At 32.8% G+C, this 15,856-nt stretch carries 14 protein-coding genes; 3 read left to right on the top strand and 11 right to left on the bottom strand.

The annotated features are described in order from the left end of the window. Positions 1 to 11: 11 nt before the first annotated feature. The 10 genes from wecC to DFQ03_RS01580 form a co-directional block, all read right to left on the bottom strand. Complete coding sequence (gene wecC / locus DFQ03_RS01625) at positions 12 to 1,223, bottom strand: UDP-N-acetyl-D-mannosamine dehydrogenase (RefSeq protein ID WP_133671288.1); 1,212 nt, start codon at positions 1,221 to 1,223, stop codon at positions 12 to 14. Between the two features lie 79 nt (positions 1,224 to 1,302). Next, positions 1,303 to 2,436 (bottom strand): non-hydrolyzing UDP-N-acetylglucosamine 2-epimerase, encoded by a 1,134-nt coding sequence (wecB, locus tag DFQ03_RS01620; RefSeq protein WP_133671287.1) that lies wholly within the window; start codon positions 2,434 to 2,436, stop codon positions 1,303 to 1,305. Positions 2,437 to 2,440: 4 nt separating this feature from the next. Next, entirely contained in the window at positions 2,441 to 3,211 is a 771-nt protein-coding gene (rfbD, locus tag DFQ03_RS01615; RefSeq protein WP_133671286.1) for a dTDP-4-dehydrorhamnose reductase, read from the bottom strand. Further along, positions 3,208 to 3,753: a dTDP-4-dehydrorhamnose 3,5-epimerase gene (rfbC, locus tag DFQ03_RS01610; protein ID WP_133671285.1), complete on the bottom strand. Its 546-nt coding sequence runs from the start codon at positions 3,751 to 3,753 to the stop codon at positions 3,208 to 3,210. The genes rfbD and rfbC overlap by 4 nt, the downstream gene beginning before the upstream one ends. After that, entirely contained in the window at positions 3,750 to 4,610 is an 861-nt protein-coding gene (gene rfbA / locus DFQ03_RS01605) for a glucose-1-phosphate thymidylyltransferase RfbA (protein ID WP_133671284.1), read from the bottom strand. Before rfbA ends, rfbC begins: the two co-directional genes overlap by 4 nt. Before the next feature lie 4 nt (positions 4,611 to 4,614). After that, a complete protein-coding gene (gene rfbB / locus DFQ03_RS01600; RefSeq protein ID WP_133671283.1) occupies positions 4,615 to 5,619 on the bottom strand; it encodes a dTDP-glucose 4,6-dehydratase in 1,005 nt (334 codons plus the stop codon). Positions 5,620 to 5,622: 3 nt separating this feature from the next. Beyond that, on the bottom strand, positions 5,623 to 6,618 hold the full coding sequence (locus DFQ03_RS01595; RefSeq protein ID WP_133671282.1) for a hypothetical protein: 996 nt from the start codon (positions 6,616 to 6,618) through the stop codon (positions 5,623 to 5,625). Beyond that, positions 6,619 to 8,301 (bottom strand): DUF6909 family protein, encoded by a 1,683-nt coding sequence (locus tag DFQ03_RS01590; protein ID WP_133671931.1) that lies wholly within the window; start codon positions 8,299 to 8,301, stop codon positions 6,619 to 6,621. It lies immediately after the preceding gene. A gap of 46 nt (positions 8,302 to 8,347) precedes the next feature. Continuing rightward, on the bottom strand, positions 8,348 to 9,853 hold the full coding sequence (locus DFQ03_RS01585) for a GH3 family domain-containing protein (protein ID WP_133671281.1): 1,506 nt from the start codon (positions 9,851 to 9,853) through the stop codon (positions 8,348 to 8,350). Positions 9,854 to 9,859: 6 nt separating this feature from the next. After that, positions 9,860 to 10,732 carry a M23 family metallopeptidase gene (locus DFQ03_RS01580; protein ID WP_133671280.1) on the bottom strand — a complete coding sequence of 291 codons (873 nt, stop codon included), beginning with the start codon at positions 10,730 to 10,732 and terminating at the stop codon, positions 9,860 to 9,862. A 478-nt stretch (positions 10,733 to 11,210) separates the two neighbouring features. On the opposite strand from DFQ03_RS01580, the gene tatA reads away from it, so the two are divergent. From tatA to DFQ03_RS19160, 3 genes are all read left to right on the top strand, one after another. Continuing rightward, positions 11,211 to 11,396, top strand: coding sequence for a twin-arginine translocase TatA/TatE family subunit (tatA, locus tag DFQ03_RS01575; RefSeq protein ID WP_133671279.1), 186 nt, complete (start codon positions 11,211 to 11,213; stop codon positions 11,394 to 11,396). A gap of 331 nt (positions 11,397 to 11,727) precedes the next feature. Next, entirely contained in the window at positions 11,728 to 14,235 is a 2,508-nt protein-coding gene (locus tag DFQ03_RS01570) for an OmpA family protein (RefSeq protein WP_133671278.1), read from the top strand. 321 nt (positions 14,236 to 14,556) lie between these two features. Next, entirely contained in the window at positions 14,557 to 14,733 is a 177-nt protein-coding gene (locus DFQ03_RS19160) for a DUF6747 family protein (RefSeq protein ID WP_317128148.1), read from the top strand. Between the two features lie 109 nt (positions 14,734 to 14,842). On the opposite strand, the gene DFQ03_RS01565 is transcribed toward DFQ03_RS19160, so the two are convergent. Continuing rightward, positions 14,843 to 15,847 (bottom strand): DUF4837 family protein, encoded by a 1,005-nt coding sequence (locus DFQ03_RS01565; protein ID WP_133671277.1) that lies wholly within the window; start codon positions 15,845 to 15,847, stop codon positions 14,843 to 14,845. Between the last annotated feature and the right edge of the window lie 9 nt (positions 15,848 to 15,856).

The following is a 15,856-nucleotide window of genomic DNA, read 5'->3' as shown; positions in this document are numbered from 1 at the left end:
TTTCAAAGTTGCTATTTTATTATACCACAAAAATCTAGAACTACTTTTTCATTATTTATCTCTAAATTCTTAAATTCCTTATGTGCTACAAAAAATGCAATTATATCCGCTTTTTTTACAGCATCTTTATAATCCGTTAACTTAAAAACTTTGTGTTCAGAAATATTTGGCTCTACAATAAAGTATTCTTCATTATTAGCGTTCTGTAATACTTTTTGTACGATATATTTTGCGGGAGATTCTCTTAAATCGTCTATGTTTGGCTTAAACGCAAGCCCCATTAATGCAATGCTTGGTTTACGACCATATTTTAACTCAAACTGTAATTTCGCTGTTTGAACTTTTTCTGCACACCAAAACGATTTATAGTTGTTTATCTCACGAGCAGTACCTATAATTTTAGATTCCATAGGGTAGTCTGCAACTATAAAATAAGGATCAACAGCTATACAATGTCCGCCAACACCACATCCAGGATTGAGTATATTAACTCTAGGGTGTTTATTCGCTAAATGAATTAATTCCCATACATTTATGCCTGCTTTGTCACAAATTAAAGACAATTCATTAGCAAAGGCTATTTGAACATCTCTTGAAGAATTTTCAACTAGCTTACACATTTCTGCAGTTCTAGCATTTGTTTTGTGTAAATCCCCTTTAATAAACTGCGAATAAAAGGCAACAGCTTTTTCTGTGGATTTTTCATTGATTCCACCAATTACTCTATCGTTATTAACTAATTCATACATTACATTCCCAGGCAATACACGTTCAGGACAATATGCAATATTAATCTTATCTTCCAACTCTGGGCGTTTGCTATAAATGAGCTCACTCATTTTTTCTGTTGTACCAATAGGTGAAGTAGATTCTATAATATATAAATCATCTTCTTTTAAAAGTGGTAAAATAGCCATAGTCGCCGCTTCAACAAATGAAATATCCGGTTCATTTTTATCTTTAAACGGTGTTGGTACAACTATTAAATAAGTGTTGGCTTCAACAGGTAATGTCGCGGCTTCTAAATAACCTTCTTTGACTGCCTTAGCAACAGCGGTATCTAATTCAGGCTCTACAATATGAATCTTTCCTGCATTGATAATATCCACAATTTTTGGGTTAATATCTACCCCATGTACATAAGTGTTATTCTGAGCGATTAAAGCTGCTGTTGGCAAACCAATATAGCCTAAGCCAATCATTACTACTTCAGGTTTACTCATTGTAATTTATTTAAATGTTAATAGTCTTAACCTACTAGTTAAGACCGTATAAATTATTTGTATGACAAGTTGATAATAACTATTTATTCAAACTAGAAATGTGTTGCACAATAGTTTTACATGCAAGTCCATCGCCATAAGGGTTATGTAATTTTCCCATATGTCCATAAATCTTTTCATCACCTAACAGTTTTGTAGTCTCTTGTATAATTTTATCCGTATTGGTACCCACCAAAAGTACTGTTCCTGCATCTACTGCTTCTGGTCTTTCTGTAGTATCCCTCATAACCAATACCGGTTTTCCTAAACTAGGTGCTTCTTCTTGAACACCGCCACTATCCGTAATTATCAAATATGACTTCTCCATTAGCCATACAAAGGCAGGGTAAGAAAGCGGGTCTATTAGTATTATATTTTCGATGTTAGCCAATAAATCGTATACTGGCTTTTGTACATTTGGGTTTAAATGCACAGGGTATACTATCTGCACATTAGGATTTTCCAAGGCAATTTGCTTTAAAGCCTTACAAATATTAATAAAACCTTGTCCATGGTTCTCTCTTCTATGACCAGTTACTAAAATTAACCTTTTTGAATCATCCAAAAATGGTTTTAAACGAAGTACTTCAGAATCTACAAATTCATCACTGTTTACCTTTTTAACACTAAACAATAATGCATCTATTACTGTATTACCGGTTACAATAATATCGCTCTCTACTTTATTTTCCTTCAGTAAGTTGTTCTTAGAGTTAGAGGTAGGGGCAAAATGTAAATTACTAATTACACCAGTTACACTTCTATTCATTTCTTCTGGAAAAGGAGACTTTAGATTAAATGTTCTTAATCCAGCCTCAACATGACAAATCTTAGCGCCTGAATAAAAGGCAGCTAAACTAGATGCCATAGTAGTCGTAGTATCGCCATGAACATATACATAGTCTGGTCTAAAATCATCTAAAACGGGTTTCAAATTAGTGATTATATCCGCAGTCAATTGATAAAGGTTTTGATTTGGCTTCATTAAATCTAAATCAAAATCTGGCTTAATTTCAAAAAAATCTAAAACTTGATCTAGCATTTCTCTATGTTGTGCAGTAATACAAACTTTAGTTTCAAATTTATCAGAATGTTTTTGAAATTCCTTTACTAATGGTGCCATTTTAATAGCCTCTGGCCTAGTGCCAAATATTATTAGATTCTTTATTTGCATAATTTTATTTTAAAACGCTATACTTAGGCCTTGTCGCAAAAGTACGATAATTCTTAACTTTCTCAAGTTGGACTTTATTAGTTAAATTATTTTCTAGAAGTATTTTTTTGGCAAAATCAAACCATGTACAGGAATATCCATCTGTAAAGTTTTCAATACCAAAGTTATTATTCTGGGCTAACTTTTCTACTATGATCAATGCCAAATTATTGGCATTTGTAGGACAGCCAATCTGATTGTCTGTTACAGCAAGATTTTCCCCTGCTTTAGCCTTTTCTAAAATTGTAGTATAAAAATTCTTACCAAACTCAGAATACAACCAAGAAGTTCTTATGATAATATAGTCAACCATTGACTCTTGGATATATTTCTCGCCCATTAATTTAGATCTTCCGTATTCATTTATGGGGTTCGGTATATCATCGGTGGTATATGGCTCATTCTTTTCACCATCAAAAACATAATCCGTAGAAATATGAATTAGACCAACTTTACGTTTTTTACAAGCTAAAGCAAGATTTTTGACACCTTCTGCATTAACCTTAAAAGCTATATCTGGTGTTTTTTCGGCTTGTTCTACATCAGTATATGCTGCACAATTAATACAATAATCAAAATCAACCAGGTCAAAGGTTTTTTTAATTGATAAAACATCTGTAATATCTAGTTCTTTAGAATTTTTGAAAGCGAATTCCAAGTTTTTATAAAGCGGAGCTGTTTTCTGTAAACATTGCCCTAACTGCCCATTTGCCCCCGTAACCAAAACCTTCTTCATTTTATCAATTCTTTGAAGCTTGGTAAAATCAAATCTTTCTCTGAAATTATTAATTCTGATAAAGGAAAATCCCAATCTATGTCCAAATCACAATCATTATATAAAATTCCAGACTCCATTTTAGGATTGTAATAGTTATCACAAAAATAATTAAATATAACTTCATTGGTAATTGATAAAAACCCATGTGCCATACCTTTTGGTATAAAAATGCTTTTGTGGTTTTTATCAGACAAGGTTACTTTAATATGTTCACCGAAAGTTTTACTATCCGGTCTAATATCAACAATGACATCAACTACCTCTCCCTTTTGTACAGAGACCAATTTTGCTTGTGCACCCTCACCAATCTGAAAATGCAACCCCCTTAAAACTCCTTTCTTAGAAATAGATGTATTCTCCTGTACAAAGTCAATTTTATACCCCAAAAAGTCCTCCAATTCCCTTTTTTTAAAGACTTCAAAAAAAACACCTCTGTGGTCTTCAAAAACTTGAGGTTCCAGAATTAAGCAACCTTTTAGTTTTGTTTCGGTTATTTTCATTTCATCAAATTCATTAAATACTCCCCATAACCACTTTTTAATAAAGGCTTTGCCAATTTTTCCAATTGATTTGCATCAATAAAACCCTGTGTGTAAGCGACTTCTTCAATGCAACCGATTTTAAGACCTTGTCTTTCCTCTATTACCTGAACAAACTGCGATGCTTGCATTAAAGAACTAAACGTACCTGTATCTAACCATGCGATACCCTTATCTAAAACACTGACTTTTAACTTTTCTAGTTGTAAATAAGAAATATTCACATCTGTAATTTCTAATTCACCTCTACCACTTGGCTTAATATTTTCGGCAATTTCTATTACTTCATTATCATAAAAGTAAATCCCTGGTATTGCATAATTGGATTTAGGTTTTTCAGGTTTTTCAACAATTGAAATAACCTTCCCCGTATTATCGAATTCAACCACACCATATCTTTTTGGGTTATTTACATGATACCCATAAACTATACCACCATCAGGATTATCATTTTCCTTTAGCAATTTCTCCAAGCCGTTTCCATAAAATATGTTGTCGCCAAGAATTAATGCGACTTTACTTTTTCCAATAAATTTTTTTCCAATTATAAATGCTTCCGCTAATCCTTTGGGTTGCGATTGTACGGCATATTCAAATTTACATCCTAATTGACTTCCATCTGAAAGTAGTTTTTTAAATAAAGGTAAATCTTCTGGAGTAGTAATAATTAAAATCTCACGTATACCGGTTGTCATCAAAGTAGACAATGGGTAATAAATCATTGGTTTGTCATAAATAGGCATGAGTTGCTTACTTAAAGCCTTTGTCAAAGGCCATAAACGAGAACCTGTTCCTCCTGCAAGAATAATTCCTTTCATAGTATTAAAGTTGATATTTATTTAAATACCAATCAATGGTCTTATCTAGTCCTGAATCAAAATATTCTGAAGCTTTCCATCCTAATTCCTTTGAAATTTTAGAAGCATCAATTGCATACCTAAAATCATGACCTAAGCGATCTTCTACAAATTCTATTTGATCTTTATAATTCCCTTTAATTTTGGAACGCTTAACGTCCAAAATATCGCATATTTTAAACGCAATTGTCAAGTTATCATATTCATTATTACCTCCTAAAAGGTATGTTTCTCCTGCTTTACCATGGTTATATATCGTATCAACACCAATACAATGATCCTTAACAAATAACCAATCCCTAACATTTTTACCATTACCATATATTGGAATCTTTACTCCCTTAATGGCTGATCTTATAATTGTAGGAATCAACTTTTCATCATGTTGTTTTGGCCCGTAATTATTAGAGCAATTGCTGGTTACCACATTCATGCCATATGTATGGTGATAGCTTCTAACTAAAAAGTCTGAAGAAGCTTTAGAAGCGCTATAAGGACTGTTAGGTTGGTAGTTAGACCTCTCTGTAAAGTAACCGTCTTTTCCTAACGAGCCGTAAACCTCATCAGTCGAAATATGATGGAATCTATTATTTTTCCCGTTCCATAAAATTCTAGCTATTTCTAACAGGTTAAAAGTTCCCTCAATATTAGTTTTTATAAATTGACCTGGTGAACTAATGGAGTTATCTACATGAGATTCAGCTGCAAAATTTATAACCCCACTAATGTTATACTCCTTAAATAAATGCTTAACCAAAAGTTTATCGCATATATCTCCTTTTATAAATGTATAGTTTGGATGGCCCTCAACTTCTCTAAGGTTAGTTAAATCACCTGCATAAGTTAACAGATCCAAATTAACCACATCAATATTAGGGTGTTGCTCTAAAAAATAAGGGATAAAATTACTCCCTATAAAGCCAGCGCCACCAGTAATTAGTATAGTATTATTAGAATGGTGGTCCAACATAAACTACGCTATAGATTTTGCTTTTCTATTTAAATAAACCACCGCTGACAAAATAAAGAAAACCGAAACAAAAATTAAAGGAATCAACACTATGCTTTTACCAAAAAACGACTTTTGTTCAACTTGAGGTTGCCCTAAATTAATTATACTGACCGGTTCTTTACGTTCTTCCAATTCTAGTTTCTTAGTTTCAATATCTCTAATTAATCCTGTTTTATATTCAAAAATATCAGCTATATTGACTTGCTCTTGATTGTCTAAAACAATTTTATCATTTGAAGAAGAACTCCCATTATTTGCTAATCCCTTTGTATAATTAGTAATAATTTGATCAACTTGCACCAATAATTTTTCATCCTCCTTTATCCTAGCTGCTGCATTACTTTTATAAACCTCTAAAAGGCCGTTGAAATATGCGTTAGTATTGATATAATTCAATACTTGTTCTGCAAATTGTTTACCGAAAGCTGTATCCTTATAATAGAAAGTAATTCTATGATTAAACGAGCTCTTATTCTGTAATTCTGCCCTAACAATATCTGCTATGGCATCGGTATTTTCAAAACTTTGAAGTAATTCTAAATATTTAAGATCACTCTCTGAGTTTCCTACTTCGGCAACTCTAGAGATTTCAATATTTAAACCATTAAAATCAATATTCTCTATACCTATGGACTTAAAAAACATTGTGTCCCTTGACCCTATATTAGATTTTAATTCATTTACAACATCATACAAGTAGTTTTTACTTTCAATTTGAGGTTTTACAATCACCTCGGTTTTATACTTTTTTGATATAATTTTATTTAAACCATAACCTATTGCTAGTCCTACAACGACAAGACCAATAAGTAAAAGCATGTTCTTCTTTAGATACAGAAAAACTCTTAAAATCCAACGAAAAATAGCATTGAAGCCCCTTCCTATTAATTGAAATAATTGCCCCAAATCAATTTCATCAGAATTGGTTTGTGTAGATGGTGTTTGATTGCTTGCCATTTATGTAGTAAATATTTGCTTTAAAATTTTATCAGTAATTAAGTATGTAGGTTTTACTCCTGTAGTACCTAATCCACCTGATGCCAATGTACTTCCTGTTTCTAACGGGTTATCTGAAGCATAATATGCATAACGCACTTTAACATCTTCACCTATACTCTTTCTTATTTTAGAGGCCGACTGAATTGCTTTCTGATAATGCACACCTTCCATCTCTAATCCAATTACATTCCAAGTTGATTTGTGAAAGAATTTTAAAATGTCCTTATTCTGAAGTGAGGTTCCTAAAACCGTTACCATAGTTCCTTCAAAAACCTTTAAACCATAACCTTCAAAGTCTTTGGCACACAATTCATTTTTAAACGGATAATTGTCTGCTGTTCCTTCAAAAATATGTGCAGAAGGAATCATTAAATCTCCTTTTCCACCTTCCAAAATACCCGCTTTCCCCATTATGGAAACAGAATCAACATTTATTAAAGACACATTGTTCTTTTTTGTAGTGTAAGGTTTCAACAATTCATCAATCGTTTCATAAGCCTGCTCGCCGAATGCGTAATCCATTACAAATATAACAGGTTTTTTATCAACATCTTCCTCAGAAAATTCATACGAGCAATTGTTGATTTTAATTTTAGCAGTATCAAATATCTGTACATCTATATTGGTGCCAGAGGTATCATCCATAATGATCATACCATTCTTTTCAGCCAAGTCCGTAACTTTCTTCCTTAGTGCCGCATTACCAGAACTACTAAGTGCTTCAAAAATTTCTAATGAATCTGTATTCGGAAATTCAGTTTTTAAAGCCGCTTTTGCAAATAATGAATTCATAACACTATGCATGTTTGCAGAGATAATATGAATTGGTCTATGCATTAGGTTGTTTTTGGTTAAAACCTCCTTAATGTTATTTGCCCAACGTTCTCCGTGAATGTGATGCCCTAATCGTTCTCTGAGCAAAGCACTAAATGTAACCGCTCTTTTTTCGCCTGAGATTTCTTCGTCTAAGGCTAACTTACCTAACCAATAAATAACATTCAGAAATCTATCTGGATTACTTTCGGTACTGAACTTCTTATATACTTCTAAAATTTCTTCAAAAGACCTACCTAATATATTTGCTGTATGAATAAGTGCAATTTCTCGCTCAGCCTGGGTTAATTCCTCTTTTTGAACAGCAGCTTCAAGTTTTGTCCAATCTCTTATGGTTTTTTCTGTATCCGTAATTAAAACACGCTTACATATTTTTTCAGATTCAATAAATAAAAATGTAAGGTGCGTAAGAATATCATAAATGTCTGAACGTCCTCTGGTTATCTCAATATTCATCTGCTCATCGTCTATACGGTAGCAGTTTCTTCTTCTTTTTGGTGGTACTATTGGGTCTATATGAGAAATTCCATATCCCTCGTCAGAAGTTAGATTAATAAATGAGCATTGTTCTATACCTTCTGGCAATCTTTCTAAAACATAAATAAGTCCGTTTAGCTCCGCTTTCTCTTCTGCTACAGAACCATATATTTCTGGTCTTAATTGTAGTAATGCATTTTTTAATGCTTCACCAGAAACGCCGTTTGGTTTATAAAAACCTCTATTAAAAAGATGGCGCATAGTAATATACATGCGTTCTATTGCGTTTGTAGACTCTTGCGCTCTAGTTGTTGTAATTGCTTTTCCCATTGATGATTTCAAACGAAATTACGATTTATAATTTGTTATTTAAAAGCTAGTTGTTTTCTGCTTTATATTTTGACAACCCATCTGCCACTTTTCGGTCGTTAGATAAACGTTGCACTTTGTTCTGACCACCAAGCTTACCAATAGATTTCATATACTCTAAAAAGCCTCCACTTTTTACTGGAGTAATTTTCAAAGTCTGCAGCACTTTACCTACAATTAGATCATAATAATAGCTATTTTGTTTTTGTAGTGCCGAATCTAATTCTTTAATAAAAAGGTTCATATTAGAAGGTTGTTTTTCAAACTCTATAAACCATTCATGATATGGCAATTCATTTTCTTTCGGAGTAATTTGAGGTGCCACCGTAAATTCACTGACACTTGCATCGGTTGCCTTTGTAGCTGCCAACATAGCTTCTTCTACTTCTTTGGCAATAACATGTTCACCAAAAGCAGAAATAAAATGTTTTATACGACCAGATACCACTATTTTAAAAGGATACGTTGAAATAAACCGAATGGTATCACCAAGGTTATATGCCCATAATCCTGCATTGGTAGTAATAATCATAACATAATCTACTCCTATCTCAACATCTTTTAGGGTGATCCTTTTAGGGTGCTCATCAAAAAATTCATCCGACCGAACAAATTCATAAAATATACCAGCATCTAAAAGCAGAAGCATTCCATTTTCCTTTTGAGAGTTCTGATAAGCAAAAAATCCTTCACTTGCCGGAAACAACTCAATGCTCGCAACTTTTCTACCAATTAGAGTTTCGAATTTCTTTCTATAGGGTTCATAGTTTACACCGCCATAAATGAAAAGCTCAAAATTCTTGAACAAGTCACCTACATACTCATTGGTATTTTCCTTTAATTTCTCGAAATACATTTGCACCCAAGACGGTATGCCAGCGATAACCGTCATGTCTTCATTCTTGGTTTCTTCTACAATGGCATTTACTTTGGTTTCCCAATCTTCAATACAATTAGTTTCCCAACTGGGCATTCTATTCTTCTGCAGATAATTAGGGACATAATGCGCCGAAATTCCAGAAAGCCTACCTAATTTCACTCCGTTTTTCTCTGTTAAAACGGGGCTACCTTGTAAAAATATCATTTTACCAGTTACGAAGTCCGCCTTACCAGTTTCATGTATGTAATTAAGAATAGCGTTTCTAGATGCTTTTACTTGTTCTTTAATACTACCTTCAGTAATGGGTATATATTTAGCTCCAGAAGTGGTACCCGAAGTTTTTGCGAAATATAATGGTTTACCTGGCCAAAGAATATCTTCTTGACCAGCAACTGCTAAATTCACATACTCTTTAAGTTCTTCGTAATCTCTAATAGGAACCTGAGCTATAAAATCGCTATGAGCTTTAATCGTCTTTAAGTTATGATCTTGACCAAACTTTGTCTTACTTCCTTTGGCAATAAGTTCTCTAAAAACATTTTCTTGTGTCTCAATAGGATTACTGACCCATTTTTCGGTTCTTTTCGCGATACGATGCGCAAATATCTTGGCAGCAATAGTCTTTAGTGACATTTCGTTTTAATTAAAGTCGATATAATTTAAAGGGTCAATAGGTGTTCCGTTGTCCCAAAGTTCAAAATGTAGATGTGGTCCAGTGGTAAGTTCGCCGGTATTACCCACTGCAGCGATTACTTCGCCACCTCTAACGATATTACCTTGATATTTAGATAATGAACCATTATGCTTGTATACACTTAACAATCCGCCTTCGTGCTCAATTATAATGACATAACCAGTATCTGCCGTCCATTCAGAAAAAATTACTGTACCGTTTGCAATTGCTTTTACCGGACTATCGCTTACTGCTGTAATATCAACTGCGTAGTGTTTTTCATTAGGGTTGAAACCCATTGTAACAGAACCTGAAACGGGAGTAAACAGCACTAAATTTTTCTTATCTATTGTTCGCTCGAATAAGTTGTACTTATCTTCAAGAGCGACCTCTGCCCGCAATAACGAATCTTCTTTAATAGGATTTAAATCTACAGATGCTGGATCTAATTTAAACTGCTGAAAAAGAGAATCTCTATTAACTACAGTGTTTTCAATATCACCCTTTAAAACCATACGAATATTATCTAAATACTTATTGGTATAGTTTAAGGTTCTAATTAAAGAGTCGGTCTTATACGTAAGTTCTGTGGCTTCTTTCTTTAATCTTGTTGAAGAATAGCCAGGTATATATTCTCGTAGTGGCGTAAAGGCTATAAGAAGAGTTGTAAGTCCGATTAAGGTAATCATAAAAAGAGATCCCGTCACAAAAACATTAAGTCTACTCAACTTAAAGGAAATCTTCTCTTCAAAAGTATTTTCGTTCAATATAACCAAACGGTACTTATGAAGAAGTTTCCTTTTTATTTCCTTTCTTTTTTTGACTTTCTTTTTGGCCATCTTAACAAAGATAAACTTAGAATTTTATTTTAGACCTTCTTTAAAATGAATAATTAATTAAAGAGTTGCCCAAACTTAATTTAATTACCTTATTATAAATATTTTCTATTCATAAAATAATCCAAATTTCCGTTTTACTCCATAATTAAGATAATTAAGATGGTCTTAATAATCTTTGTAACTATCTAAATTCATTAGAACGTACCCTAATTGACAAATAATTTACAAGCTTTATAAAAATCAAACTAGTATAAATCACTACTTATGTTTGAAATCGGTTAATACTATATGTTTTGAAGTGGTAAACTCTAAAACTGGATAAAGGATATACAGATTAATACTCTTAAAAAATTATATACCTATCTGTATATTACAGATTTAAAAATTTTGAATTAAAGAAATATACACTTGCTGTTAATATTAACAGCAAACTAATAACTTTTTAGTATCTTTGAAATCCATTTTAAATCATAGTCTTATGACATTATTATCTACTTTTTTGGCCATAGGCGCTCCACAGATTATATTAGTGGTAGTCGTAATTCTACTATTATTCGGAGGTAAAAAAATTCCGGAACTAATGAGAGGTTTGGGTAGTGGAATAAAAGAATTTAAAGATGCCTCTAAAGAGGATGAACAATTAGAAGAAAAGAAAAAGGACTAAGCAATATTTTAGCCTTTCATATAATTTATAAAGCTCTGAATATCAGAGCTTTTTTTGTTTCTCATAATAGTATTAGAATTTAAATATCCTTCCGTAGTAGGAATATGCTCTATATCGTAAAAATCGTCCGTTTATCCGGATCTCATTGGTTAAGAGGCTACTAAATACTATTCATACACGACATAAAAACCCTCTTTCACAACAATTAATATTCAGAATATCGCTTTACAGCTAATTTCGTTAGGCATATAGTACTAAAAACCCATAACTAACCGTTGGTACTATACTTAAAACCCCAGTTGAATGTAACGTTCAACAAAGAATTATGTCTATGAGAAGTGTATTAAATCTATTGTTTCTGGTATTTATCGTTTTTGCTCAAGCTCAAGGCTTTCAGGATGAACTTGTATCTGAGGTGTCAAATAATAGCGATAATGTGGTAGTTTCCGAAATAGAAGCTGATGACAAAAAATCATTCCAAAGGGCGGCAGATGCATTGTCTATTCCTTACAGGGCTTTTCATGATATTGAAGAAACCGAAAATGGATATTACGTTATAGCCGGTACTTTTTCTAAAGACAAAAATCTAAAGTCTCAAATTAAAAAACTTAATAGAAAAGGGTTTAGTTCAGGGTCTTTTCAAAATCCTCAAAACCAACTATACTATCTTTATTTAAATCATTATACTTCTTGGGAAGAGGCGTTAAACGATTATTCTACACAATTTGATAATCGATATGATGATGAAGTTTGGATATTAAAAATGATTAATAGTAACTTATATACTGAATCAGATTCAGTAACTGAATTACAGACCGTATCAGAGACAGAAACAATAGCAGAATCAGTATTAACTCCAGAAACTTTTTTAGACACAGAATCCATACCAGTAGAAGATGTTTCTTATGACATGTTAACCGCATCAAAACAAAATGACCCAACGGTTAAATCAATACTTATAAAAAGAGCTGATGAGTATTTTGACAAAATGTGGTATGCCGAAGCTGCCAAAATTTATGAGCAAGCTTTATCTAAAGGAGAAAAAGCTTATACCTATGAAATATTGAAGAAAGCGGGAGATGCGCATTACTTCAATACAGATATGGAAAACGCTTATAAATGGTACAACATATTATATACTAAATATGAGTCTGATATGAGTTCTGACTACTTATTTAAATATGCTCACTCTCTTAAAGGTATTGGAAATTACAAAAGATCAAAACGTCTATTAAAATTATATAATAGAAAACTAACTGGTGAAAAGTTTGCGCCAGATACTAAACAAAATGAAATTGTATTGGACGGACTTCTAAGAATGGAAGAAAAATTTGATGTCGACAACCTGAACATAAACTCAAAGTATTCAGAATTTTCACCTATGTATTATGGTGGTGATGAAATGGTTTATGCATCTGCTAAAGATTCTTCTATATTTACTACCAGAAAATATAAGTGGAACAACCAACCTTACTTAGATCTATTTGTTGCCAAGGTAAATGAAGAGTCACAAGATTTTAAAGATGCCATTAAGTTTTCTAAAAAGATAAATACAAAATATCACGAAGCTTCTGTTGCTTTCTCCCCAGATAATGAAACAATGTATTTTACCAGAAATAATTATGGTAAAAAACTAAAGCGTGATAAAAACGGTATAAATCATCTTAAAATTTATCGCTCTAAGAAAGTTAATGATGAGTGGTTAGAAGCTGAAGAAGTTTCCTTCAACGGTGATAATTACTCTACTGGTCACCCAGCACTAAGTCCTGACGGAAAGCAATTATACTTTGTATCTGATATGCCAGGTAGTATAGGGGAAACAGATATTTTTGTTGTAGACGTGCTTGAAGACGGTTCTTTCTCTTCACCAAGAAACCTTGGTCCTGAAATTAATACGGAACATAAAGAAATGTTTCCTTTTATTAATAACAAGAAACTATACTTCTCATCTGATGGCCATATAGGTTTAGGAGGATTAGATGTTTTTGAAGTTGCCTTTGACGAAGAGGCTGGCTTTTTAGAAGTACGCAATGTGGGTAAACCTATTAATAGTAAGAAAGATGATTTTTCTTTCATTGTAGACGAAGAGACTCAGAAAGGATACTTTGCATCTAACCGAGATGGTGGTAAGGGAGATGATGATATCTATTCTTTTAAAACCTTACAATTAGAAGAAACACCACCCAGTATAAATGCTATATCGGGTATTGTAACCGATTTAATAACGGGCGATTTAATGCCAAATGCATTTATTGAATTACTTGATGAGAACAACATTAAACTTAAAGAAATGGAAACCGATGAAAACGGAAACTTCATTTTTGAAGATTTAGATGCTGATACTAGGTATGTTTTAAAGACAACCAAAGGTTCATACTTTGAAGATACCAGAGAAGCTGCAACGAAAGACAATGAAATTGTTAATGTAGATGTGTCGATGAGAAAACTTAATGATATGATCGCTGTTGAGAATGGCATTAAGAAGCTTAAGACAGAAATGATTCACTTTAACTTCGATAAATCATACATACGTACAGACGCCGCTGAAGAACTTGATAAACTAGTAGCTGTAATGAACGATTCACCTAATATGGTCATTAAAATTGAATCCCATACCGATTCAAGAGGTGCAGCAGTTTATAACAAATATTTATCTGACAAGCGTGCTAAATCAACAAGAGACTATATCATTGCCCAAGGTATAGACCCAAGTAGAATTGAAAGTGCCATTGGTTATGGAGAAGAACAGCTAATTAATGAATGTGATGGTACAGTTCGTTGTACAGAAGAACAACACTACCTTAACCGTAGATCAGAGTTTATTATAGTAGACATGTAATATTAAATGACATCAATAAAAAAGACCTGCTAGATAGCGGGTCTTTTTTATTATAATACGTTTAACTTTTTGTAAGTATCTAAAGTTAAATGCTTTTTCTTCTATCAACCCCAACCGCTCTCTATTTATCTATGATTTTATACTCTTTGTCGATTTTCTAAAATGTTTAAAACATGCAGTTTATCTGTCATTTTTACTGTTGATAGATATAGCTTTTAATCTATTACGTTTTATAGAATAATTGGTCCTTTTACCTAAACTTTTCAATAAAGGCATTAAGATTGAACATCTTTACTAGCATGAACTCCTAAATCATTGAACATGGAAAAAATTACACTAGTAAAAGAAATTTACATTGAAGCCTTTAAAAATTGGAAAAGTTTCCTTTTGGAACATTACTTTAAAATATTTTCGTGGTTGTGTTTTTTATTGATAGCTTATACTTTTTACGCTTTAATTTTTAGAGTTTCTACCGGATTTTCTTTCAGCAACTTATAATAGACAAGTCATTAAGGCACGGTTTGTCATTAAACATAAACCTAACTCATATAAAAAGGCTCAGGAAATTCCTGAGCCTTTTATTTTGTATAAAACTATATAGAATTAGTTATTTGTTTTGTTTGTTAACATTGAACCGCACTGATTTCATAATCGCTTCTAGCTCGAACATGTAATCTCTTTTCTTGGTTGCGGGAGCAAAAACAAAACCTTCAAGAATCAATTTACGGTTGTTCTCTTTATCGCTTATTATATAGGTCAAAAATGGACCTGCCATTGGGTAAGCCGACATTTCCCAAATTCCCCTTACCTCAGCTGCTTTTTTACCGGAAACCTCGGCAGGAAAGACGTATGGAGAAAAAGCCTTTTCTGTAATCATATGATTTTGTTTACCAGGTATATCCTCTCCTCCAATGTAAAGTGCCCCAATAGAATCACGCATTTTAATAATATCTTGAACAAAGGTAGAATCGTTCTGAAAACTATCCCAAGGCATGGTGTATGCGATGATATTCATATTCCCTTTTTGAATTTGACGATCTATCCACACAAAGTTATCTTCTTCTCTACCTACTCTATATACGGAAGGTATTTTCATCGAAATATCAAATTTATCGTCTAGCGCCTTTTCCTTATTCAATGATTTTTCGAATCGTTTTTGAGCTTTTGCAATTTCAAGTGCTTTAAAATCAGCTATAAATTCTGGTGCCGTCTTTTTGATATTTGCAATGATCTCCTCTTTATTTTGCCCTTTAATTACGCCCACTTTCTGTGGTTTCGAATACATGTTAGATTTCATGTGGGCAACGTTCAAGGTATCTTCCATAACATAAAGCACAGAGCTAGTGTTACGAATTGAACCAGAAAATATTTGTTGAGGAATCTGGGTAACACTAAAAAGTGCCTCGTCCCAAGTTAATCCTTGTGCAGCGGCAGTATAGTTTTCACGAATGGCATCGCCAACACTACTGTTCCACAAATCATTATCTATAACTACCGTTAAGGTATTCATGGCACCTACCGATTCTGGTAAGTAATCTGCTTTGCCGTCTTCTTTACAGGCAATTGACAATCCTAAAATTGCTAAAAAACAAAATAAAATTCTTTTTTTCATTGGTGTTTT

Origin of the sequence: Maribacter caenipelagi (genome assembly GCF_004364175.1) — a bacterium.
Classification (GTDB): Bacteria; Bacteroidota; Bacteroidia; order Flavobacteriales; family Flavobacteriaceae; genus Maribacter; species Maribacter caenipelagi.
This window is presented reverse-complemented; position numbering and strand designations above follow the sequence as displayed.

Bases quoted from the DNA above. Each gene is read 5' to 3' on its own strand.
- DFQ03_RS01590 (WP_133671931.1), bottom strand. From the start codon at position 8,301: ATGGGAAAAGCAATTACAACAACTAGAGCGCAAGAGTCTACAAACGCA.
- rfbA (WP_133671284.1), bottom strand. From the start codon at position 4,610: ATGAAAGGAATTATTCTTGCAGGAGGAACAGGTTCTCGTTTATGGCCT.
- rfbB (WP_133671283.1), bottom strand. From the start codon at position 5,619: ATGTTGGACCACCATTCTAATAATACTATACTAATTACTGGTGGCGCT.
- DFQ03_RS19160 (WP_317128148.1), top strand. From the start codon at position 14,557: ATGGAAAAAATTACACTAGTAAAAGAAATTTACATTGAAGCCTTTAAA.
- rfbC (WP_133671285.1), bottom strand. From the start codon at position 3,753: ATGAAAATAACCGAAACAAAACTAAAAGGTTGCTTAATTCTGGAACCT.
- DFQ03_RS01570 (WP_133671278.1), top strand. From the start codon at position 11,728: ATGAGAAGTGTATTAAATCTATTGTTTCTGGTATTTATCGTTTTTGCT.
- wecB (WP_133671287.1), bottom strand. From the start codon at position 2,436: ATGCAAATAAAGAATCTAATAATATTTGGCACTAGGCCAGAGGCTATT.
- wecC (WP_133671288.1), bottom strand. From the start codon at position 1,223: ATGAGTAAACCTGAAGTAGTAATGATTGGCTTAGGCTATATTGGTTTG.
- DFQ03_RS01595 (WP_133671282.1), bottom strand. From the start codon at position 6,618: ATGGCAAGCAATCAAACACCATCTACACAAACCAATTCTGATGAAATT.
- DFQ03_RS01585 (WP_133671281.1), bottom strand. From the start codon at position 9,853: ATGTCACTAAAGACTATTGCTGCCAAGATATTTGCGCATCGTATCGCG.
- DFQ03_RS01565 (WP_133671277.1), bottom strand. From the start codon at position 15,847: ATGAAAAAAAGAATTTTATTTTGTTTTTTAGCAATTTTAGGATTGTCA.
- rfbD (WP_133671286.1), bottom strand. From the start codon at position 3,211: ATGAAGAAGGTTTTGGTTACGGGGGCAAATGGGCAGTTAGGGCAATGT.
- DFQ03_RS01580 (WP_133671280.1), bottom strand. From the start codon at position 10,732: ATGGCCAAAAAGAAAGTCAAAAAAAGAAAGGAAATAAAAAGGAAACTT.
- tatA (WP_133671279.1), top strand. From the start codon at position 11,211: ATGACATTATTATCTACTTTTTTGGCCATAGGCGCTCCACAGATTATA.